The organism is uncultured Oxalicibacterium sp., assembly GCF_913776015.1.
GTDB lineage: Bacteria > Pseudomonadota > Gammaproteobacteria > Burkholderiales > Burkholderiaceae_D > Oxalicibacterium.
In genome coordinates this window covers 39,798-59,325 of sequence record NZ_CAJYMD010000010.1, presented here as the reverse complement: position 1 = coordinate 59,325, position 19,528 = coordinate 39,798, and the positions used below count along the sequence as shown (strand labels likewise).

General features: G+C 55.9%; 20 protein-coding genes. 9 read left to right on the top strand and 11 right to left on the bottom strand.

Features of this window, described 5'->3' with window-relative positions:
* Positions 1 to 107 precede the first annotated feature (107 nt).
* From QZ725_RS02050 to QZ725_RS02035, 4 genes are all read right to left on the bottom strand, one after another.
* Positions 108 to 533: a GFA family protein gene (locus tag QZ725_RS02050; RefSeq protein WP_293775930.1), complete on the bottom strand. Its 426-nt coding sequence runs from the start codon at positions 531 to 533 to the stop codon at positions 108 to 110.
* Positions 499 to 3,156 carry an EAL domain-containing protein gene (locus tag QZ725_RS02045; RefSeq protein WP_293775929.1) on the bottom strand — a complete coding sequence of 886 codons (2,658 nt, stop codon included), beginning with the start codon at positions 3,154 to 3,156 and terminating at the stop codon, positions 499 to 501. The genes QZ725_RS02050 and QZ725_RS02045 overlap by 35 nt, the downstream gene beginning before the upstream one ends.
* Positions 3,156 to 4,379, bottom strand: a complete 1,224-nt coding sequence (purT, locus tag QZ725_RS02040; protein WP_293775928.1) for a formate-dependent phosphoribosylglycinamide formyltransferase — start codon at positions 4,377 to 4,379, stop codon at positions 3,156 to 3,158. Before purT ends, QZ725_RS02045 begins: the two co-directional genes overlap by 1 nt.
* Before the next feature lie 225 nt (positions 4,380 to 4,604).
* Positions 4,605 to 6,263: an MFS transporter gene (locus QZ725_RS02035; RefSeq protein WP_293775927.1), complete on the bottom strand. Its 1,659-nt coding sequence runs from the start codon at positions 6,261 to 6,263 to the stop codon at positions 4,605 to 4,607.
* A gap of 311 nt (positions 6,264 to 6,574) precedes the next feature.
* On the opposite strand from QZ725_RS02035, the gene QZ725_RS02030 reads away from it, so the two are divergent.
* Positions 6,575 to 7,015, top strand: a complete 441-nt coding sequence (locus tag QZ725_RS02030; RefSeq protein WP_293775926.1) for a PaaI family thioesterase — start codon at positions 6,575 to 6,577, stop codon at positions 7,013 to 7,015.
* A gap of 5 nt (positions 7,016 to 7,020) precedes the next feature.
* On the top strand, positions 7,021 to 7,920 hold the full coding sequence (locus QZ725_RS02025; RefSeq protein ID WP_293775925.1) for an SDR family oxidoreductase: 900 nt from the start codon (positions 7,021 to 7,023) through the stop codon (positions 7,918 to 7,920).
* Between the two features lie 28 nt (positions 7,921 to 7,948).
* Here the strand turns inward: QZ725_RS02025 and QZ725_RS02020 are convergent, their stop codons facing one another.
* Genes QZ725_RS02020 through QZ725_RS02010 form a run of 3 tightly spaced genes read right to left on the bottom strand, consistent with a single transcriptional unit; the run spans position 7,949 to position 10,090 of the window.
* Positions 7,949 to 8,740 (bottom strand): NRDE family protein, encoded by a 792-nt coding sequence (locus QZ725_RS02020; protein ID WP_293775923.1) that lies wholly within the window; start codon positions 8,738 to 8,740, stop codon positions 7,949 to 7,951.
* Complete coding sequence (locus QZ725_RS02015) at positions 8,731 to 9,024, bottom strand: DUF4936 family protein (RefSeq protein ID WP_293775922.1); 294 nt, start codon at positions 9,022 to 9,024, stop codon at positions 8,731 to 8,733. The genes QZ725_RS02020 and QZ725_RS02015 overlap by 10 nt, the downstream gene beginning before the upstream one ends.
* A gap of 16 nt (positions 9,025 to 9,040) precedes the next feature.
* Positions 9,041 to 10,090 (bottom strand): folate-binding protein, encoded by a 1,050-nt coding sequence (locus QZ725_RS02010; protein WP_293775921.1) that lies wholly within the window; start codon positions 10,088 to 10,090, stop codon positions 9,041 to 9,043.
* 127 nt (positions 10,091 to 10,217) lie between these two features.
* Here QZ725_RS02010 and mltG point away from each other — a divergent pair, with 127 nt between their 5' ends.
* Genes mltG through QZ725_RS01975 form a run of 7 tightly spaced genes read left to right on the top strand, consistent with a single transcriptional unit; the run spans position 10,218 to position 15,300 of the window.
* Positions 10,218 to 11,204 (top strand): endolytic transglycosylase MltG, encoded by a 987-nt coding sequence (gene mltG / locus QZ725_RS02005; protein WP_293775920.1) that lies wholly within the window; start codon positions 10,218 to 10,220, stop codon positions 11,202 to 11,204.
* Between the two features lie 12 nt (positions 11,205 to 11,216).
* The gene (gene tmk / locus QZ725_RS02000; protein ID WP_293775919.1) at positions 11,217 to 11,831 is read left to right on the top strand and encodes a dTMP kinase; all 615 of its coding nucleotides are present in this window, start codon (positions 11,217 to 11,219) and stop codon (positions 11,829 to 11,831) included.
* Positions 11,828 to 12,865, top strand: coding sequence for a DNA polymerase III subunit delta' (locus QZ725_RS01995; RefSeq protein ID WP_293775918.1), 1,038 nt, complete (start codon positions 11,828 to 11,830; stop codon positions 12,863 to 12,865). Before tmk ends, QZ725_RS01995 begins: the two co-directional genes overlap by 4 nt.
* 14 nt (positions 12,866 to 12,879) lie before the next feature.
* Positions 12,880 to 13,254, top strand: a complete 375-nt coding sequence (locus QZ725_RS01990; protein WP_293775916.1) for a PilZ domain-containing protein — start codon at positions 12,880 to 12,882, stop codon at positions 13,252 to 13,254.
* Between the two features lie 13 nt (positions 13,255 to 13,267).
* A complete protein-coding gene (locus QZ725_RS01985) occupies positions 13,268 to 13,768 on the top strand; it encodes a GNAT family N-acetyltransferase (RefSeq protein ID WP_293775915.1) in 501 nt (166 codons plus the stop codon).
* Positions 13,769 to 13,821: 53 nt separating this feature from the next.
* A complete protein-coding gene (locus tag QZ725_RS01980; RefSeq protein WP_293775914.1) occupies positions 13,822 to 14,601 on the top strand; it encodes a TatD family hydrolase in 780 nt (259 codons plus the stop codon).
* Between the two features lie 9 nt (positions 14,602 to 14,610).
* Positions 14,611 to 15,300, top strand: coding sequence for an ankyrin repeat domain-containing protein (locus QZ725_RS01975; RefSeq protein WP_293775913.1), 690 nt, complete (start codon positions 14,611 to 14,613; stop codon positions 15,298 to 15,300).
* Positions 15,301 to 15,317: 17 nt separating this feature from the next.
* On the opposite strand, the gene QZ725_RS01970 is transcribed toward QZ725_RS01975, so the two are convergent.
* From QZ725_RS01970 to moaA, 4 genes are all read right to left on the bottom strand, one after another.
* Positions 15,318 to 16,181: an HDOD domain-containing protein gene (locus QZ725_RS01970; RefSeq protein WP_293775912.1), complete on the bottom strand. Its 864-nt coding sequence runs from the start codon at positions 16,179 to 16,181 to the stop codon at positions 15,318 to 15,320.
* A 210-nt stretch (positions 16,182 to 16,391) separates the two neighbouring features.
* Positions 16,392 to 17,777 (bottom strand): gephyrin-like molybdotransferase Glp, encoded by a 1,386-nt coding sequence (gene glp, locus QZ725_RS01965; protein ID WP_293775911.1) that lies wholly within the window; start codon positions 17,775 to 17,777, stop codon positions 16,392 to 16,394.
* 8 nt (positions 17,778 to 17,785) lie between these two features.
* Positions 17,786 to 18,382, bottom strand: a complete 597-nt coding sequence (gene mobA, locus QZ725_RS01960) for a molybdenum cofactor guanylyltransferase MobA (RefSeq protein ID WP_293775910.1) — start codon at positions 18,380 to 18,382, stop codon at positions 17,786 to 17,788.
* A gap of 22 nt (positions 18,383 to 18,404) precedes the next feature.
* A complete protein-coding gene (moaA, locus tag QZ725_RS01955; RefSeq protein ID WP_293775909.1) occupies positions 18,405 to 19,517 on the bottom strand; it encodes a GTP 3',8-cyclase MoaA in 1,113 nt (370 codons plus the stop codon).
* Positions 19,518 to 19,528: the final 11 nt, after the last annotated feature.

Here is a 19,528-nt window from a genome sequence, read left to right as displayed (position 1 = left end):
ACTATATTCCATTTGCAGCGTATTGGCGCAAAAACTGCGAAGGGAACGGCAGATGCGCTTTGCTACGCAATCATTGAATAGATGTGTTGTGACAAGCGGTCGTCGCGTTAATGCTTGCCTGGCGTATCGAGCCAGCATGCCTTGCTATCCAGATGCACTTGCCTGATGGTGTTTGGTACGAAAGGTGTATCCAGGGTGGTCAGCGTGAATGAAATCCAGTCGGCAAAGTTGTCGCTGCTACGCCATTCGATATTCGTACCGCAGATGCTGCAGAACTTGCGCACGACCGTGCCAGATGATGCAAAGGAAGCAAGAAGGACCTCGCCCGAAAGATAGTGAAAATCTGCGCGTGGCACACTCGCATAGGTAGCGAAAGCGGCGCCATGCTGCTTCTGGCACATCCGGCAATGGCAATGCGTAACGGCTTTGGGCTTCGCTTGGATCAGGTAGGAGACCGTGCCGCACAGGCAGCTACCGCGATAATCATCCATGCTTGGATCAGCGCGTTGCCGGAGGAGCCAGCGGGAAGACATGACTGTTGCGAATCATGGCTTCGGCTTCTTCGGTCGAGAGCGGTGGCGAAAACAGATATCCTTGTCCCAGGGTACAACCTATCTTCTGCAATTCCTGAATCTGCAACAGTGTTTCCACACCCTCGGCAACGGTTTCGAGATTTAGCGTGCGCGCCAGTGCCATCATCAGATGAATGATTTCGCGATCGCTATGGCTGCTACCCAGCCCTTGCACGAAGGCTTTGTCGATCTTGAGAATGTCGATAGGCAAGCGTTGTAGATAAGCGAGGGAAGAGTAGCCGGTGCCGAAGTCGTCGAGCGCCAAGCGCAAGCCGAGTTTCTTGAGCATGGAAAGCGTTTCCATGGTTTGCATCGGATTGGCCATGGCAGACGTTTCTGTCAGTTCCAGTTCGATCGAACTCGGAATCACACCACTGGAATCCAGAATTTCGCGTACTTGCGTGAAGAAGGTCGTCTGCAGTAATTGCCGCATCGAGACATTGATGGCAACGGTGAGGTTGCCGATATGCGTATAGCGTGCTTGCCATGCCGCCATTTGACGACACGCCTTTTCCATCGCCCAGATGCCGATCGGCACCATCATGCCCGAGGCTTCGGCGATAGGGATGAAGTCATTCGGTGAAATCTTGCCGTATTCGGGGCTATCCCAACGCATCAACACTTCGAAGCCCTTGACCTTGCCATCGGTCAGCGAGACTTTCGGCTGATAGACGAGCGAGAGTTCTTCGCGTTCGAGGGCAAAGCGCAATGCCACATCCATGCGTGCATGACGCGTCAGCTTGATCTGCATGGCGGCGTCGTAGATTTCGCTGCGATTGCGGCCGCGTTCTTTGGCCTGATACATCGCCGCATCGGCATCACGAATCAGATCGGCAGGCGCATGGTGTTCTTCGGTCAGTTGCGCAATGCCGATACTGGTCTGGATCTTGACGGAAACGTCATCGATGATCAGCCTTTCGGATACCGCTTGCATCACCTTGTTCGCCTTGAGGGCCGCTTCCGCCAGCGAGGCATTGGTCAGGATGGCAAATTCGTTGCCACCAAAACGCGCGACAAAATCCTTTTCCGGCAAGGCTTGCACGATGCGTTTGCTGATTTCGACCAGGCATTTGTCACCAAAGTCATGGCCGTGCGTATCGTTGAGACTCTTGAAGAAATCAAGATCGAGGAACAGCAGCGTGAGGCTGGCTTGACGCTGGCGACTGGCAATCATGGCCGATTGCAGCGTGTTGACGAGATAACGTCGATTCGGCAGTTCGGTCAGGATGTCATGCATGGCCTGATATTCGATCTGCAACTCATCTTTCTTGCGCTTGGTGACGTCCTGCGTCACGCCCAGCACGCCGGTAACCTTGCCGTGCGCATCTGTCAGCGGATATTTGCTGGTATGGAACCAGCGATCAAGATCGCTGCGCCAGAAGCCGCGTGCTTCGATATCGGTAAGCGCCTGGCCCGAGCGCATGACGTGCTCATCCTGCTCGCGTATCTCATCGGCGATGTCGAGCGCCTTCATTTCTTCACCAGCCTGCGCCATTTGCAGGCATAGATCGTAGGCTGTCTTGCCGCGCAATTCGTTTTCGGTGGCATAGCCAAAGCGTTGCTGGAAGCTCTGGTTGCTGATCGTGAAGCGTCCTTCGGCATCCTTCGCATAGATCATCGAGGGATTGAGGTCCAGCACGGCACGCAGCATCGCCGTTTCTTCCTGTAATTTGCTTTCTGCAATACGGCGCAGGGTGACGTCTTCGATACTGAAGATCAAACCACCGATTGCGGAATCGTGCAGCATGTTGTAACCGCGCGTTTCCAGCCAGACCCAATGCCCATCGCGATGTCGAATGCGATGGCGTGAAAAGATTTCGCTGTGAGGAGTATCGCGCAGGAAATGCATTTTCTTGCGATGTTCATCCACATCGTCGGGATGCATTTCAGGACGAATCCCTTTTTCCGTCAGTTCCTCGAAGCTGTAACCGACCACTTCCTGTAATGCCGGGTTGGCAAAGGTGATGCGAAACTCTTTGCTGGTAATGATGAACACATGACGCGTGACGCGCACGATTGTGTTGAAGCGTCGTTCATTGGTACGAACCTGATCGAGCGCAATACGATTCAGATTCAAGGTGCGAGCAAGCAGAAGCGACAGAAAGCCAATGGAAATCGTGGCGAAGAGATCCGGCCCCCATTCCTCGATGGAGGAAGCGAGGCCGCCGTTCAGCGCATAGACAATTCCGGCAAGAATAAAGATGGTGGCACTGGCAATGCGCGTCTTCAGTACCAGAGGGAATACGCCTGCCAGTGCAATCAGCCAAGGAATCGGGCTGGCAGGAAGCTCATCGAGCAGGGAAAAGATGACGATCGCCGCCGTCGCAGCGGTCATTTCGATCAGCAGATAAGGCTGGCTCAACAACAGGCTGGTACGCAGCCAGAAGTAACGTATGAACGCCAGCATCAACAGCAGGGCGACCCCGAGAACAGTACCGGTTCCCAACTGCGAAAGGACCAGCTGGTTGGAGAGCATCAGCAGTACGATGTGCAGCAGCAGCGTTGCATGCAGCAGCAGGGTGGCGATACGGAAGATATCGCTACCTGCGTAGACCGACAGGGTACGTAGTGACGCTGGTTTCATCAGCTTTCGGCAACGGGTCGCACGCGCCCGGCAGCGTCGAGCGCACGGGCGCGCGCAGTATCGATATCGTCGGCACCGGCCAGCGCTACGCCCATGCGGCGGCGTGCAAAGGATTCCGGCTTGCCGAACAGGCGTAGATCGACGCCCTCGACCGACAAGGCATCGGCCACGCCTTCGAAGGCGATCGGCTTGCCTTCATGCACACCATAGATCACGGCCGAAGCACCCGGTGTTTTCAATGCTGTATTTACCGGCAGACCGAGGATGGCCTTGGCATGCAGTTCGAATTCGCTCTGATGCTGGCTGACCATGGTGACCATGCCAGTGTCGTGTGGGCGCGGGCTGACTTCAGAGAACCACACCATGTCGCCCTTGACGAACAACTCGACGCCGAACAGGCCAAGGCCCCCGAGGTTGTCGGTCACCTTGCGCGCAATATCGTGGGCTTTTTGCAATGCGGCTGGCGGCATGGCTTGCGGTTGCCACGATTCAACGTAATCGCCATTCACTTGCAGGTGACCAATCGGTTCGCAGAAATGCGTACTGACCGAACCATCCTTGTTCAGCGCGCGGACGGTCAGCAGCGTGATTTCGTAATCGAAATCGATGAAGCCTTCGACAATCACACGGCCGGAATCAACTCGTCCGCCTGCGGCTGCCGTTTCCCAAGCGGTTTCGACCTCTTCCAGTGCGCGCACCTTGGATTGCCCCTTGCCTGATGATGACATGACCGGTTTGACCATGCACGGGAAGCCGACTTCAGTGCAGCCCAGCTGCAATTCTTCAAGGCTGTCTGCAAAACGATAGGGCGATGTTGCCACACCCAGCGTTTCTGCTGCCAGACGGCGAATGCCTTCGCGATCCATTGTCAGCCAGGTGGCGCGTGCGGTAGGCACGACGCGTACCGCGCCGGCTTCTTCCAGTTCGACCAGTTTGGCCGTTGCCAGTGCTTCAATTTCCGGCACGACCAAATCCGGTTTTTCCTGGTTGATCAGTGTGGCGAGTTGTGTCCCATCGGTCATGTCAATGACATGACTGCGATGTGCGACCTGATGGCCTGGCGCATTGGGGTAGCGATCGACGGCTATCACTTCGATGCCCAGACGTTGCAAGGCAATGATGACTTCCTTGCCAAGCTCGCCAGAGCCCAGCAGCATAATTTTGGTGGCAATCGGGGAAAGGGGCGTGCCGATGCGAACGGGAGTGTTGGTGCGTGTATTCATAATGGAAGAAAAGGCGCCTTCGCGGATGGAGGCTGTTGACTACCCGACAATACCAAATTGTGCCCGATTTGGACAGTGCGATCGTGCAGGGATTCCCACGCAAATGGCTGGTCCGGCGGATGACTTGCTGTTGAAAATTCGTTAAAAACAAAAAAGGCTGCCAGCAATATTGCCTGGCAGCCAGTTACGACACTCCCGGATCAGGGGAGGCGACAGTAATGCGATTTAGTGATCGTAGATGTCGTTGTCTTTGGTTTCTTTAACGAACAGCAGGCCAATCACGAACGTGATCATGGCGACGATGATCGGATACCAGAGACCGTAGTAGATATCGCCCTTGAATGCGACCAGCGCGAATGCCGTGGTTGGCAGCAGGCCACCAAACCAGCCGTTACCGATATGGTAAGGCAGCGACATCGATGTGTAACGGATACGGGTCGGGAACATTTCAACCAGCATGGCGGCGATCGGGCCGTAAACCATGGTGACGTAGATCACGAGGATGAACAGCAACAGCAGCGTCATGCCATAGTTGATCTGGTCAGGATCAGCCTTGGTTGGATAGCCGTGCGCCTTGATGGCGTCGGTCAACTCAGCGGTGAATGCTTTGTCTTTTGCAGCTGCATCTTCTTTCGACAGACCGCTTGCATCGTACGACGTCAAGACCGTGTCACCGACCTTGATGGTTGCAACCGTACCTGCAGGCGCATCGACGTTCGAGTAGTTAACCGAAGCGCGCGACAGTTTTGCTTTTGCAATATCGCACGACGAGGTGAATTTCTTCTCGCCAGTCGGGTTGAACTGGAATTGGCAAGTTGCAGGATCAGCTGTTACCACCACTGGTGCGTTCTTTTGTGCTGCTTCCAGAGCCGGGTTGGCATAGTGGGTCAGCGCACCGAAGATCGGGAAGTAGGTCAGCGCAGCGATCAGGCAGCCACCGAGGATGATTGGCTTGCGGCCGATACGATCCGACAGCGAACCAAAGATCACGAAGAATGGCGTTGCCAGCAGCAGCGATGCAGCGATCAGGATGTTGGCGGTTGCGCCGTCAACTTTCAGCGTTTGCGTCAGGAAGAACAGGGCGTAGAACTGACCCGTGTACCAGACCACAGCTTGACCAGCGGTCAAACCGATCAGCGCCAGGATGACGATCTTCAGGTTTTTCCATTGGCCGAATGCTTCGGTCAGTGGTGCTTTCGATACTTTGCCTTCTTCCTTCATTTTCTTGAAGGCAGGCGATTCATTCATCGACATACGAATCCAGACCGAGATGGCGAGCATGAAAATCGACAGCAGGAATGGAATACGCCAGCCCCAGGCGGCAAAGGCTTCTTCGCCGATTGCGGTACGCGTACCGAGAATCACCAGCAGCGACATGAAAAGACCCATGGTCGCAGTGGTTTGAATCCAGGACGTGAACAGGCCGCGTTTGCCTTGTGGTGCATGTTCTGCCACATAGGTTGCCGCGCCGCCGTATTCGCCACCCAGAGCCAGACCTTGCAGAATACGCAAGATGATCAGGATGATTGGTGCGGCGATGCCGATCGACGCATAGGTCGGCAGCAAGCCGACGATGAAGGTGGATGCACCCATGATCACGATCGTGACCAGGAAGGTGTACTTGCGACCGATCATGTCGCCCAGACGGCCGAACACGATTGCGCCGAACGGGCGCACGATGAAGCCGGCAGCGAATGCCAGCAGGGCGAAGATGAATGCCGTATTTGGATCGGTACCAGCAAAGAATTGCTTGGCGATGATGGCCGCCAGCGAACCGTACAGATAAAAATCGTACCATTCGAAAACGGTGCCCAAAGACGATGCGAAGATGACTTTTCTTTCTTCGGGCGTCATCGGACGATGGGCCTGAGTTGAGGTCGCCATGCTGGTCTCCTTTAAGTTTAGAAATTCCGTATGTGCGTTGAAAAAAATTGCACTCTGTTTATGGGCGGAAGTGTGCGACTGAAAACTTACGTAATGCTTTCTTGAAACTTACGTATTGCTTACATTTCTGTGTTTTTATGCTTTTTGTTAACGCTTGTGCGTTCTCATGGTGCAGTAGCGTCAAGATTTCGATAAGTGGATGTAATGAGTAGAGCGGCACGGATCGATGATAAGACTAATATACATACGTGGTATCTCTTGGAAATAAGGCATGCTTTAGAATGGCGACGTTTCAGACGCTTCATTCCAACATGACTTCCTCAACTTCTTTCCCTCCCATTCCCTTTTTGCAAGAACTCGGCATCGAGGTCGTTGAATCCGGCGGCGGCACGGCCCAGGTTCAGCTCACCTTGTCGGAGCGACATTTGAATAGCTGGCATGTTGCTCATGGTGGCGTGGTCATGACCATGCTGGACAATGTGATGTCGCTGGCCGGACGTTCGCTCGATCCTGACATCCGCAGTGGCGTCACGATCGAAATGAAAACCAGCTTCATGCAGCCTGGCGGCACGACGGGCAATCGTCTGATCGCGAAGGGCAAGGTGCTGCACGCGTCATCGACCATTTATTTCTGCGAAGGCGAACTCTGGAACGGCGAGCGTTTGGTTGCCAAGGCAGCTGGGACGTTCAAGTTCATCCGCCGCACGGAAATCGGCAGGAAGCTGTCGCCACCTCCTGTTGCTTCGGATTGAGTGTCATGAACGAATTCCAAGGGCGTGTTGCCGTCATTACCGGTGCAGCGAGCGGTTTCGGCAAGGCGTTTGCGCAAACCGGCGCACGCCTGGGCATGCATCTGGTGCTTGCGGATATCGAAGCGCAGGCATTGGAACGTGTCGCGCAGGAATTACGGCAAACCGGTGTCGAATTGCTGGCGGTTCCCTGCGATGTCAGCAAGGCCGATCAAATGCAGACATTGGCCGATGCCGCAATGGCACGATTCGGTGCCGTCCATCTGCTATTCAATAACGCCGGGGTCGGCTCCGGCGGCTTGATCTGGGAAAATTCCGCTGCCGATTGGGATTGGGTACTGGGCGTGAATCTGTCTGGCGTCATTCATGGCGTGCGTATCTTTACGCCCTTGATGCTGGCCGCGGCAAAGGACAATGCTGCCTATCGCGGACATATCGTCAACACGGCGTCGGTAGCTGGATTGCAAAATGCTCCGACGATGGGCATCTACAATGTTTCCAAACATGCAGTCGTATCGCTGACGGAAACGCTTTATCAGGATTTGCAACTGATCGAGGCCCCGATTGGCGTTTCTCTTCTTTGCCCGTTTTTCGTGCCGACAGGCATTCATGCGTCGGCCCGGAATCGGCCGGTCGATTTACCGACGACTGAGCCCACCGTCAGTCAGCGCACCGCACAGACGTTTTCCGAGAAAGCGGTTGCCGGCGGCAAGATCACCGCTGAACAAGTCGCCGAGCAGACATTCCGGGCGATCCGCGAAGGGCAGTTCTATATATATACGGAGCAGGCACCGCTTGAAACCGCTCGTCATCGCATGGAAGACTTGCTCGCTGCACGCAACCCGCGCGACCCTTATGAAGCGATGCCGCATGTGCGCGAACTTTTGCGCGCGCGCCTGAAATCCTGAAAAACAGTTTGACCAAGCAAGCAGCTTGTCAGTCGTGAAAGCGCTTGCTGCAGACGTTGCGATGGGCGCGTTCCTGTACGGCTGTTTGCGGCAGCGGTACGGGCGGACGTTCGATCAGCACGGCATGGCCATCCGCATGCAGTTTGACGAGCGAGGACACGCGCGTGCCATAGTCGGCGGATTCGATGCAGACTGCAGAGAGCAGACGTTCCCGTTCGAGCCCGACGCCGGTGTCCGGCAGGCGGCAGTCCGAAGCACGGGCCGTATCAGCAAGCATCTCGAAAAAAGCTTCTTCCGGTGCCCCTTGGCACAGCAAGCTGGCAAATTGCGCCTTGGTGCGCACTACCTTGGGCCATGCGCAATCGAGCAAGGCATTCGAGAGGCCGTAAATGCCGGGTGGCAGCGCCTTGCCATTGCGCGGATCGTCATGCCCGCGATTGGAAAACCAGATCAGTTCCTGCGCATCGCCGATCAGCAGGTTGAAGCCATTGTAGTCGGCTGCATGGCGTTGGATGGCATCGATGTAATCGCGTGCAGCAAGATCGCCGCTCAGATAGTCGGCAACCAATGCGCCGCGTGAAGGGGCGTCGGCACGCATTTCCGAGGGCGCGCGCACATTGGTGATGGCTGCGAAGCGACCATCACGCGTGACGCCCATCCAGGCACCTCCGCCGCGCAAGTCGCGCCCGGCGAAGATGTTGGGATGCGAAGGCCACCATGCTGCCGCACTGGCCGGGCGGTCATAGAATTCGTCGCGGTTGCCGGCTGCCAGTAATGGCAGATCCGGCATCACATGCCAGGCAAAGACGATCAGGCACATGAGAGCACATCCACGAATTGCTCGACATGGCGCTTACCTTGTATCAGCGATAACACGTCATGTTTGGCGGCTGTTGCGTCGAGCGTCGTCTGGAAGTCGGCAGACGTGGCAGAGTAAATCTCCATCCAGGTCTGCAATCCATCTTCCGCCAGTGGCCGTCGCTTCAGTGAAGTCGTGACGTTCAGATTTTGCCGCAATTCGGTTTGCATACGCTGCACACGCGCGACAAGATGCGGCGCGTCGTCTTCGCGTACGCGGTAATAGATGTAAAGATCGATCAACATGGCGAGCAAGTGTGCATCAGGCCGGATCGGTCAATTCGTAAGGCAGTGGCTGAAATGCGAGTGCCGGCCCATCCGCTGCGCCGAGGTGTACAGAGGCATCGGCCGCGGCCAGCTTGATTTCAACCAGGCAATCGACTTGTTGTGCATCGACGCGTGCAGTATTGACGACCATGCCGCAAGGCTGGTCCGGATCCTCGCTGGTAAAAATCTCGGTGCCGGCAGCGACTGCGCCATCGGTCGCGATGCGCGCATGCAGCATGCGTCGCTTGAGCTTGCCCAGATACTGGCTACGCGCCACGATTTCCTGACCGGGATAGCATCCTTTCTTGAAATTGACGCCACCGAGCAATTCGAAATTGATCATTTGCGGGACGAATTTTTCCTGCGTTGCCGTCGTGATGTGGGGGATCCCGCCATCGATTTCCGCCAGTTTCCAGGCATCGCTGCCAGCTGCTTGCAGAATTGAAACCAGATGCGGCCAGGCTTCGATGGCGCGTGCCGGGGTGGTAATCCATTGGTAGCGTGGTATGCCGAATGCATTGGCGTGACGGATGACAGTACCGGCTTCAGAGGAAATCTTGTCGTAGATCGAGACCGGCAATTCGGCGAACCACGGCAATAGGGCGCTGGCAGCGGCCGGGCCGACCAATCCCAGTGAAACCAGCTCTTCATTGGCATCCGTCAGTTTCGCTTTGCTGCGTAGGACGAACATCGAAAGGCGTTTCTGCAATGCGGGTTGCAACTCGCGTGCGAGCTGCAACAGGATGCGGTCTTCCTGTTTCCAGATCAGCATGCTTGCCATCAGGCGTCCCTTGGGCGAGCAGTAACCGGCCAGACGCGCCTCGTTTTGCGAGAGATGCGCGACATCATTGGTCAACTGGCTATGCAGAAAGGTTGGTGCATCTTCACCGGTAGCGGCGATCAAGCCCAGATGAACCAAGGGTGTGACAAAATTCGTGCGCGCCGTTTCGGTGGCATTGGCATGTGCAAAGGCAATTGTGCTGGCACCATCTTCTTCGGTGATGCGGGCGCATTGTTGCGTGAGGAAATCCGGCCAGATCGTCATAATTTCATTCAATAAATTGGGGCGGCGGGTAATTCAGCCATTATCATTAGGGCTGATTATAGTGGCGTGGCAAAAAGGCGTCGGATCGCGTCCGATTCAGGCCACCCAACAACGAGATACGGTTTTAATGAAGACAACCCTACGACGACTGTTCCTGTTCCTGATCATCATTGCTGCCTCTTTCCTGTTCTGGGCAGACAGTGATATCACTCCCGAAGGGCATCCCACCATCGACTTCACGATCCAGCCGGGGAGTGGATTGAAGCGCAGCATGCAACAGATCGAGGAAGCCGGTGTGCCGGTGAATCCGTTGCTGATGATGGCCTTGGCGCAATTCAAGGGCGATGCCACGCGCATCAAGGCCGGCAGCTATGAACTCAAGCCGGGCACCACGCCGAAGCGCTTGCTGGAACAAATCGTGCGTGGCGAATTCGCGCAAGAGTCGGTGACCATCATCGAAGGCTGGACCTTCAAGCAAATGCGGCAGGCGATCGATGCGCATCCAGCGCTCAAGCACGACACGGCTGGCTGGAGCGATGCCGAACTGATGGCCAAGATCACCACGGACTACAAACTGCCCGAAGGCTTGTTCTATCCCGATACCTATCTGTTCGCAAAGAATTCCAGCGACATCCTGGTTTATCGTCAGGCCTATCGCAACATGACCAAGCGTCTGGAAGAACAATGGGCCAAGCGCTCGTCCAACTTACCCTACGCGAATCCTTATCAGGCGCTGATCATGGCATCTATCGTGGAGAAAGAAACGGGACGACGCGAGGAACGCACGCAAATCGCGGGTGTTTTCGTCAATCGCCTGCGCCAGGGAATGTTGCTGCAAACCGATCCGACCGTGATCTATGGTATGGGCGATGCCTATGATGGACGCATTCGCAAGCGCGATCTGCTAACCGATACGCCACACAATACTTATACGCGTCCAGGTCTGCCGCCGACGCCGATCGCCTTGCCGGGCGCCGAGTCCTTGTACGCTGCACTCAATCCGGCACCAACTCAGGCCTTGTACTTTGTGTCGCGTGGTGATGGCAGCAGCCATTTTTCACAGACGCTGGATGAGCACAACAACGCTGTCAATAAATACATTCGCGGACGATAGTGCCGCCACAGCATGAACCAAGTCAAATTCATTACTTTTGAAGGCATCGACGGTGCCGGTAAATCCACGCATCTGGCATTCGTGGCTGATGCCTTGCGCGCAGCGGGCCGGCAGGTCGTGGTCACGCGCGAACCCGGTGGCACGCCACTGGGCGAATCGTTACGCAATCTGTTGTTGCATGAAAAAATGCATCTGGAAACCGAAGCCTTGCTGATGTTTGCCGCAAGACGCGAACATCTGGCGCAAGTCATCGAGCCCGCACTGGCACGTGGCGAATGGGTCATTTCAGATCGGTTTACGGATGCCAGCTTCGCCTATCAGGGCGGTGGTCGCAAACTGGCACGTGCCAAGCTGGAAGCACTGGAACAATGGGTGCATCCTGGTCGCCAGCCTGATCTGACCTTGCTGTTCGATGTGCCCCTTGATGTCGCCCGTGCGCGACTCGATGCCACGCGTACGCTTGACAAGTTCGAACAGGAAAAAGCCGATTTCTTCGAGGCGACGCGTGCCGAGTATCTGCGACGCGCCGCCGAATTTCCTGCACGCTTTCGGGTGATCGATTCCACGCAACCTATCGATGTCATTCGTCAGCAATTGCAAGGTTTGCTTAAGGAAGTACTCAATTGAGTACTACAACGGGCTCAGCGCTTTATCCCTGGCATCACGCGGCTTGGGAGCAGTGGCAGCAATTGCGCGAACGTTTGCCGCACGCCATTCTGTTTCATGGCCCGCAAGGAACCGGCAAGACGGCGTTTGCCGAAGCATGTGCTGCGGCATTGCTGTGTGAAACACCCACCACCCAGGGTCATGCTTGCGGAAGCTGTGACGCCTGCGGCTGGTTTGCACAATACAGTCATCCCGACTATCGCCGCGTACGTCCAGAAGCGCTTGAAGATGACGCGACGGAAGGCGAAGACGAGGGCGAAAGCAAGAAAGCCAAATCCACCAAGGCACCTTCGAAAGATATCAAGATTGATCAGGTGCGGGCGCTTGGCGATTTCATGAATATTTCGACGCACCGATCCGGCGTGCGCGTTGTCCTGCTGCATCCGGCCGAGGCGTTGAATACGGCGGCTGCCAATTCCCTGCTCAAGATGCTGGAGGAGCCGCCACCGCATACGGTGTTTCTGTTGGTGAGCAATGGACTGGATCGCCTGTTGCCGAGCATTCTCTCGCGTTGTCGCAAGTTTGCCTTGCCCATGCCCGAGCATGCACAGGCGCTGCAATGGCTATCGGCGCAAGATTTGCGCGATGCTGAAAGTTGGTTGGCCGAAGAGGGCGGGGCACCTCTGGCAGCGCTGGAAGCGTCGCAGAACGAAAATCGGGAAGCCATGGATTTGCTGCTGCGGCAACTGGCGCAACCATCGGTCGAAGGCGCACTCAAAACCGCCGATGCCTTGCAGAAAACGCCGGTGTTGTCGCTGGTGACATGGCAACAGCGATGGTTGTACGATGTTTTGGCGTGCAAGCTGTCGGATCGGGTTCGTTATTACCCGCGCTATCGCAAAGAGCTGGCGCGTGTCGCCGAGCGTGTCGAAACGGCTGCGGTTCTGCAAGCGCAAAAGGCGATCGGTGAGCGCCGCGCGATCGCCGAGCATCCCTTGTCGCCCAAGCTGTTTGTGGAAGACATGCTGCTCGAATACACCGCCATTTTTTCCTGAAAGGTTTCCGTGTCATGTCGCTGACGAATTCAACATCCGGTAATCCTGCTGTACGACCATCGGTTCTTTCGTTGCCGATCAAGGAAAAATCGGCGCTCTACGCGGCATACATGCCTTTCATCACCAATGGCGGCATCTTCGTGCCATCGACTCGCCAATATAAGGTCGGTGATGAAATCTATCTGATTCTCACCTTGCTCGATGATCCGACCAAATATCCGATCGCTGGCAAGATCGCCTGGATCACGCCGGCTGGCGCAAACAACAACAAGGCACAGGGTATTGGCGTGCAGTTTTCTGCCGACGAAAGTGGGCAGCGTGTCAAGCAGCGTATCGAGGAACTGCTCGGCGCCGCGCTTGGTTCATCGCGCGCCACGCATACGCTCTAACAATTTCCCGAGCATGTCATTTACGCATCGTCTTGCGCAATTGGAGGACTTGCCGGCGATTGTCGATATCTACAACAGCACAATAACTTCGCGCGCAATCACGGCTGATCTTGAGCCGGTGACGGTTGCCGCACGCACGCCCTGGTTTCAAGCACATGATCCGCAAACACGCCCCATCTGGGTGGTCGAACACGACAAGCGTGTCGTCGCCTGGTTATCATTTTCCAACTTCAATCCTCGCGCTGCCTATCGGCATACGGCGGAAATATCGTTGTATGTGGATGAAACGATGCGTGGTTATGGCTGTGGTCGTTATTTGTTGATGCAGGCCATCGCCGCAGCGCCCACTCTGCATGTGCATACCTTGGTTGGTCTCATTTTCGGGCAAAACGAGCCCAGCCTTGGCTTGTTCGCATCATGCGGTTTTGTCCGCTGGGCACAAATGCCGCGAATTGCGTTGATGGAAGATGTCGAGCTCGATCTGGTGATCGTCGGCAGGCGCGTGGATGCATGATGCGAAGCGCCGCATGAGCGCGCCAAAATCACATGGCGCGTACAATATCGCCCATGTATATCGATTCCCATTGCCACATCAACTTCCCCGAGCTGGCCGCTCGCATGCCGGAGATTCTCGGCAAGATGGAAGAAAACAAGGTCACGCATGCATTGTGCGTGTCTTGTGATTTGCCGACCTTTCCCGACATCCTGCAGCTTGCCGAAACCTACCCACATATCTATGCGTCGGTTGGCGTCCATCCCGATTACGAAGATACGCCCGAGCCGAGCGTCGATGACCTGATTCGTCTGGCAGATAACCCGCGCATCGTCGCCATTGGTGAAACCGGCCTGGATTACTATCGTCTTGAAGGTGATCTGGAATGGCAGCGTGAACGTTTCCGCACCCACATACGCGCTTCGCGGGCAACCGGCAAGCCCTTGATCATTCATACCCGCGCTGCTTCGGAAGACACGATTCGCATCATGCGCGAAGAGGGGGCTGGAACCGATGCGGGGGGCGCGGCAGGCGTCATGCACTGTTTTACAGAATCGCTGGAAGTGGCGAGGGCGGCAATGGAGATGGGATTCTATATTTCGTTTTCCGGCATCGTGACATTCAAAAGCGCGAAGGAACTGCAGGCCGTGGCGCGGGAAGTCCCGCTCGAATCCATGCTGATCGAAACTGATTCGCCTTACCTGGCACCCGTACCATTTCGCGGCAAGATGAACGAGCCCGGTCTGGTGCGCCATGTCGCCGAATATATCGCCATGTTGAAAGAGGTGCCGCTTGATCAGGTGGCACGCCAGACGACCCAAAATTTCTTCCGACTTTTCAAGATCGCTCATTAAGGGGGCTTCATGGTCATTCCACGTTTTCTCTTTTCCGCTACGCGCAGAACCGTGCTACAGGCCTGCGCAGCTGGCGCACTCGTTTCACTGCTGCCATCGCTCGCTTTCGGCAGTTCGTATGACGATTTCTTCAAGGCGGTGAAGATGGATGACGGGCGCACCGTTGACGCTTTGCTCAAGCGTGGTTTCGACCCGAATACCATTGAGGCCGAGCGTGGCGATACGGGGTTGATTCTTGCCTTACGAGAAAAATCGCTAACCGTCATTCCCTTGCTCATCAATTCGCCTCGCATCAATTTGGAAGCCAGTTCCAGTAATGGCGATACTGCATTGATGATTGCTGCGTTCAAGGCCAATCGTGAGGCCGTGAACATGCTGTTGGCCAAAGGTGCCGCCGTCAATCGCGATGGCTGGACGCCGTTGCATTACGCCGCAGCCTCGGGTGACAAGGATATCGCCAGGCTACTCATCGAACGTTCTGCCAATGTCGATGCGTTGTCGCCTAACGACACAACGCCGATGATGATGGCGGCGCGTGCGGGAGACATTTTGATGGTCAAACTGCTGCTCGATTCTGGTGCCGATGCATCTCTGAAGAATCAGCAGGGCATGACGGCGATCGATTTTGCACGCGAGGCAAATGCGAAGGATATCGTTGAGGGGTTGACTTACCGACTGAAGAAGGCGGGCAAGCTCTGAGCTTGTTTATCGAGCAGTCAACCGACTGCGGGCTGAAGGAACTGCCGTTTTATTTCTTCGCACAGGTCGTCAGCATCGTTTTCTTGCAGCCCCAAGGTTGAAATTGCCGCTTCGCCACCTTCCTGCCATTCGACGGAAGATGCGTGGCGATACTCCTGAATTGCACGATCCACCAGGAAAAAGAGTGCAATCAGATTGCGTACCTGTTGCGCACAGTCGGCATCGCTGAGGATTTGGTGCGCATGATGCTGCCGGATTGCTTGTACCACGTGGGAGTCTGTTCCCCAGTGATCAGCCAGTTTGGCACCAACCAGCGCATGGTTGATGCGATGCCGGTTGTCTTCGATTTCCAGAAAACCGGCTTTCTCTATTTGATTCGCCAAAGCGAGCGTGTCCACGTAATCCGGAAATGACGCCATCAATACCGGAATGCCGATGTCTGAAAACAGGCCAAAATGATAGGCGAGATGCGGCGACGTGGCACGCGTGGATTGCGCCACGAACATCATGCCCCGTGAACGTTTTTCAGAAACATCCCAGAAGCGCGGCATCATCTGCTTGCCATTGCCGAGTGCCCGTCGCGCCAGTAGACGCGTAATGATCGCCGCGCAGGTATTCAATCCGATTAGCGTGATGGCATCTTCGACAGAATTGACATGTTGACGCAAATTGAACACGGCAGAATTGGCGATGGCAAGCAGGTTGCCGCTGATGCCCGCATCACGCTGAATCAGCGAGGCGATCTTGCGCAAGTGAGGATCGTCCTTGGCAATTTCATGCTGAAGGGCGATGAGCAGTGCAGGGCGGGGCGGAATGGAAACGGGTTTTGCCAGACGCTCGGCAAGCAATAGCGGATCGGTCACCGATCTCGGTTCTTCCATGATGTCCTCCCAGTCTGCTGCACCACGAACAGTTCTTATTTTTATGCTGATACGTGCCGATGGATAGTCGGCACTGAGATCACTGCAATGGCAGTCAGCCTGCGTCGAGATCCCGCTTCCTCTTGTTGCGTGGGCAATCCTTGCAGGGTTTCTTGCTTTTACAGCATTTTTTCTTGCTCATCATCCACCTCAAGGGTGTCATCTCAGCAATCAGAGTAGACCGTGGAAAAGGATGACGTCAACCATATCGCCAGCCTTGACCTCCCCCTGATCGTGCCCGAGTACTACAATACAGTTCGCTTCCGCCATTGAGCGCAGGATGCCCGAGCCTTGCGCGCCGGTCAGCAACACTTCTTGCTGGTCATCATCTGCATGCGACAGGATACCGCGCTGGAATTCGGTTCGGCCTGGGCGTTTACGAATGTTTGCCTTTGATCTGACTTTGAGGAGCGGTAGCGGCGCCACGGCCGATGCGCCCATCATGCGCAGCAAGGCATCGCGCACAAAGAAATAGAAGCTCACCATCACGGCTACCGGATTGCCAGGCAGTCCGAACAGATAAGCTGGGCGCCCGCCAGAGGTAATGCGACCGAAAGCCATCGGACGACCGGGGCGCATGCCCAGTTTCCAGAAAAGTACTTCGCCGCCCAGTGCCGCCATCATGTCACGCGTGTAATCGGCGTCGCCAACCGATATGCCACCGGAAGTGATGACGGCATCGGCATGTTCGCAAGCCTGGCGGAACGCAGCTTCCATCGTCACCGGATTGTCGGGGACGACGCCCATGTCGATGATGTCGCAGCCGAGGCGGTGCAACATGCCGTATAGCGTGTAACGGTTGCTGTCGTAGACGCAGCCTTCGTCCAGCGGTTCACCGACCGAGCGCAGCTCATCGCCGGTGGAAAAGAACGCCACGCGCAGACGCCGTTGTACGGCGACTTCGGCTACGCCCAGTGATGCCATGAGACCAAGATCGGCCGGACGCACGATACGTCCTTTTGGCAACGCGACAGAGCCGATTGCCAGATCTTCTCCAGCCAGGCGGCGATTGTCGCCGGCCTTGACCGCATTGGCGGGAAGGCGCATGTGCGTGTCGCTGGCCTCGCGTGTGAATTCTTGTGGCACTACCGTATCGCAACCGCGCGGCATGACGGCGCCTGTCATGATACGTACGCATTCACCGGGGCCAACAGTCCCATCGTATGCGTGGCCTGCAAAGGCTTTGCCGACGATCTTGAAAACACGGTCTTCATTTTGCAGATCTGCGCCACGCAGGGCATAGCCATCCATCGCGGAGTTATCGTGGGCCGGCACATTGATCGGCGACATGATGTCGGCAGCCAGCACGCGGTCGAGCGCGCTGCGAATGGCAACCTTCTCGATGGCATGGATGGGCTGAACGAATGTGCGGATAATGTCCTGCGCCTGACTTACCGGTACTGCTTCGGGATCATAGTCAGACAGGCAACTGATAACGTCTTCGAGATTGCGCACGGTCTTGTATTCGTCAGCATCAGTCGGTGTAGATGGCTCGGCCTCGTCATCGAGCGCATCGAGATTCTGCTGATTGAGAAGATAGGCGGAACGTAAATTCATGGTGAGGCTTACCCTTGGCGGTCGTGCTGGCGCAATTCGTCCACCGTGTTGATATTGAGAAATGCCTGCTCGTCGTCGAAATACACATCAACCACCAACAGGGATTTGAACCATAGCGAGAATTTGCGGTTGCCTTCGCGCAGATACTCATCCAGATGATCGCGCAAGGAACTGCGTAGCAGGCAGAACACAGGATGTTGCTGCAGATTGTCGCCTTCACCAGTCATGGCCACAGCGATATCGGCTTCGCGTTCCAACAATGCCGTGGAAAGATGTTGGACCAAATCGTCTGGAAGAAATGGCGAATCACAGGGAGCCGTAACCAAAAATTCCGTTTTGCAGGCATGCAATCCCGCCTGCAAACCAGCAAGTGGCCCGGCGAAATCATCCTGCAAATCGGTAATCACGGGAACGCCGAACTGACGGTAGTCATCCAGATTGCGATTGGCATTGAGCATGATCGGGCCGACCTGGGGTGCCAGACGTTGCAGCACATGTGCGACCAATGGTTGGCCGTTGAGTGCTTGCAGCCCCTTGTCGACCGCGCCCATGCGGGTGCCTTGGCCGCCAGCGAGTATCAGTCCGGTGATGTTGGCATGATCCATGGTGTTCAGCCTTGGAAAACGATCAGCCGCCGATGTAGGACATTTCGACCTTGCGTTCTGCACGCAAGGCAGCTGTATCGGCGGTGCGTACTTCCGAATAGCGATCGTCGCGATTGCGCCAGATGTTGCCGATCACGGTGGAAATTTCGGCGTTGCTATTGCCGTTGCGCAGCAGTGTACGCAAATCGTGGCCGCTGGTTGCAAAAAGACAGGTGTAAAGCTTGCCCTCGGTCGACAGACGGGCGCGCGTACAGTCGCTGCAAAATGCCTGCGTCACACTGGATATGACACCAACCTCGCCACCGCCATCGACATAGCGCCAGCGGTCTGCGGTTTCACCCACATAATTGGCCGAAACCGGTTCGAGCGGCATGGCGGCGCCAATGCGACGAATGACTTCTTGAGAAGGGATCACTTCATCCATTTTCCAGCCATTGGAGCTGCCAACATCCATGTATTCGATGAAGCGCAGGATGAACGGGCTATCTTTGAAGTATCGCGCCATCGGCACGATTTCCTGGTCATTCATGCCGCCCTTGACGACCATGTTGACCTTGATTGGGCCAAGGCCGACCTGATGGGCGACTTCCAGACCTTGGAGTACGTCCGAAACTGCGAAGTCGACATCGTTCATTTTCTTGAAAACGGCATCGTCAAGCGCATCCAGCGAAACGGTGACGCGTTTCAGACCGGCATCCTTGAGCGATTGTGCCTTGCGTGCCAGCAGCGAACCATTGGTGGTGAGCGTGAGATCAAGCTCGCGACCATCCGGCGTACGCAGCGCCGCCAGCATTTCGATCAGGCGTTCGATGTTTTTGCGCAGCAGCGGCTCGCCACCGGTCAGGCGGATCTTTTCCACGCCATGCTCGACAAAGAGCGCGGCGACACGGGCGATTTCCTCGAACGTCAGCAAGGAATTGTGCGGCAGATAGGCGTAATCCTTGTCGAACACTTCCTTCGGCATGCAATAGACGCATCGAAAGTTGCAGCGATCGGTGACGGAAATGCGCAAATCATGTAGAGGGCGCGCACGACGATCCGCCAGCAGGCCGGTTGGTGTTTCAAGGCGGGCTGGAATGACGGGTATCGTGTTCTGATACCTCAGGTCGGCAAGCGGAATGATCTTTTCTGTCATGGCGAATTTCT

Coding starts and splice junctions, on each gene's coding strand:
- QZ725_RS02050 (WP_293775930.1), bottom strand. CDS start 533: ATGTCTTCCCGCTGGCTCCTCCGGCAACGCGCTGATCCAAGCATGGAT.
- QZ725_RS02045 (WP_293775929.1), bottom strand. CDS start 3,156: ATGAAACCAGCGTCACTACGTACCCTGTCGGTCTACGCAGGTAGCGAT.
- purT (WP_293775928.1), bottom strand. CDS start 4,379: ATGAATACACGCACCAACACTCCCGTTCGCATCGGCACGCCCCTTTCC.
- QZ725_RS02035 (WP_293775927.1), bottom strand. CDS start 6,263: ATGGCGACCTCAACTCAGGCCCATCGTCCGATGACGCCCGAAGAAAGA.
- QZ725_RS02030 (WP_293775926.1), top strand. CDS start 6,575: ATGACTTCCTCAACTTCTTTCCCTCCCATTCCCTTTTTGCAAGAACTC.
- QZ725_RS02025 (WP_293775925.1), top strand. CDS start 7,021: ATGAACGAATTCCAAGGGCGTGTTGCCGTCATTACCGGTGCAGCGAGC.
- QZ725_RS02020 (WP_293775923.1), bottom strand. CDS start 8,740: ATGTGCCTGATCGTCTTTGCCTGGCATGTGATGCCGGATCTGCCATTA.
- QZ725_RS02015 (WP_293775922.1), bottom strand. CDS start 9,024: ATGTTGATCGATCTTTACATCTATTACCGCGTACGCGAAGACGACGCG.
- QZ725_RS02010 (WP_293775921.1), bottom strand. CDS start 10,090: ATGACGATCTGGCCGGATTTCCTCACGCAACAATGCGCCCGCATCACC.
- mltG (WP_293775920.1), top strand. CDS start 10,218: ATGAAGACAACCCTACGACGACTGTTCCTGTTCCTGATCATCATTGCT.
- tmk (WP_293775919.1), top strand. CDS start 11,217: ATGAACCAAGTCAAATTCATTACTTTTGAAGGCATCGACGGTGCCGGT.
- QZ725_RS01990 (WP_293775916.1), top strand. CDS start 12,880: ATGTCGCTGACGAATTCAACATCCGGTAATCCTGCTGTACGACCATCG.
- QZ725_RS01985 (WP_293775915.1), top strand. CDS start 13,268: ATGTCATTTACGCATCGTCTTGCGCAATTGGAGGACTTGCCGGCGATT.
- QZ725_RS01980 (WP_293775914.1), top strand. CDS start 13,822: ATGTATATCGATTCCCATTGCCACATCAACTTCCCCGAGCTGGCCGCT.
- QZ725_RS01975 (WP_293775913.1), top strand. CDS start 14,611: ATGGTCATTCCACGTTTTCTCTTTTCCGCTACGCGCAGAACCGTGCTA.
- QZ725_RS01970 (WP_293775912.1), bottom strand. CDS start 16,181: ATGGAAGAACCGAGATCGGTGACCGATCCGCTATTGCTTGCCGAGCGT.
- glp (WP_293775911.1), bottom strand. CDS start 17,777: ATGAATTTACGTTCCGCCTATCTTCTCAATCAGCAGAATCTCGATGCG.
- mobA (WP_293775910.1), bottom strand. CDS start 18,382: ATGGATCATGCCAACATCACCGGACTGATACTCGCTGGCGGCCAAGGC.
- moaA (WP_293775909.1), bottom strand. CDS start 19,517: ATGACAGAAAAGATCATTCCGCTTGCCGACCTGAGGTATCAGAACACG.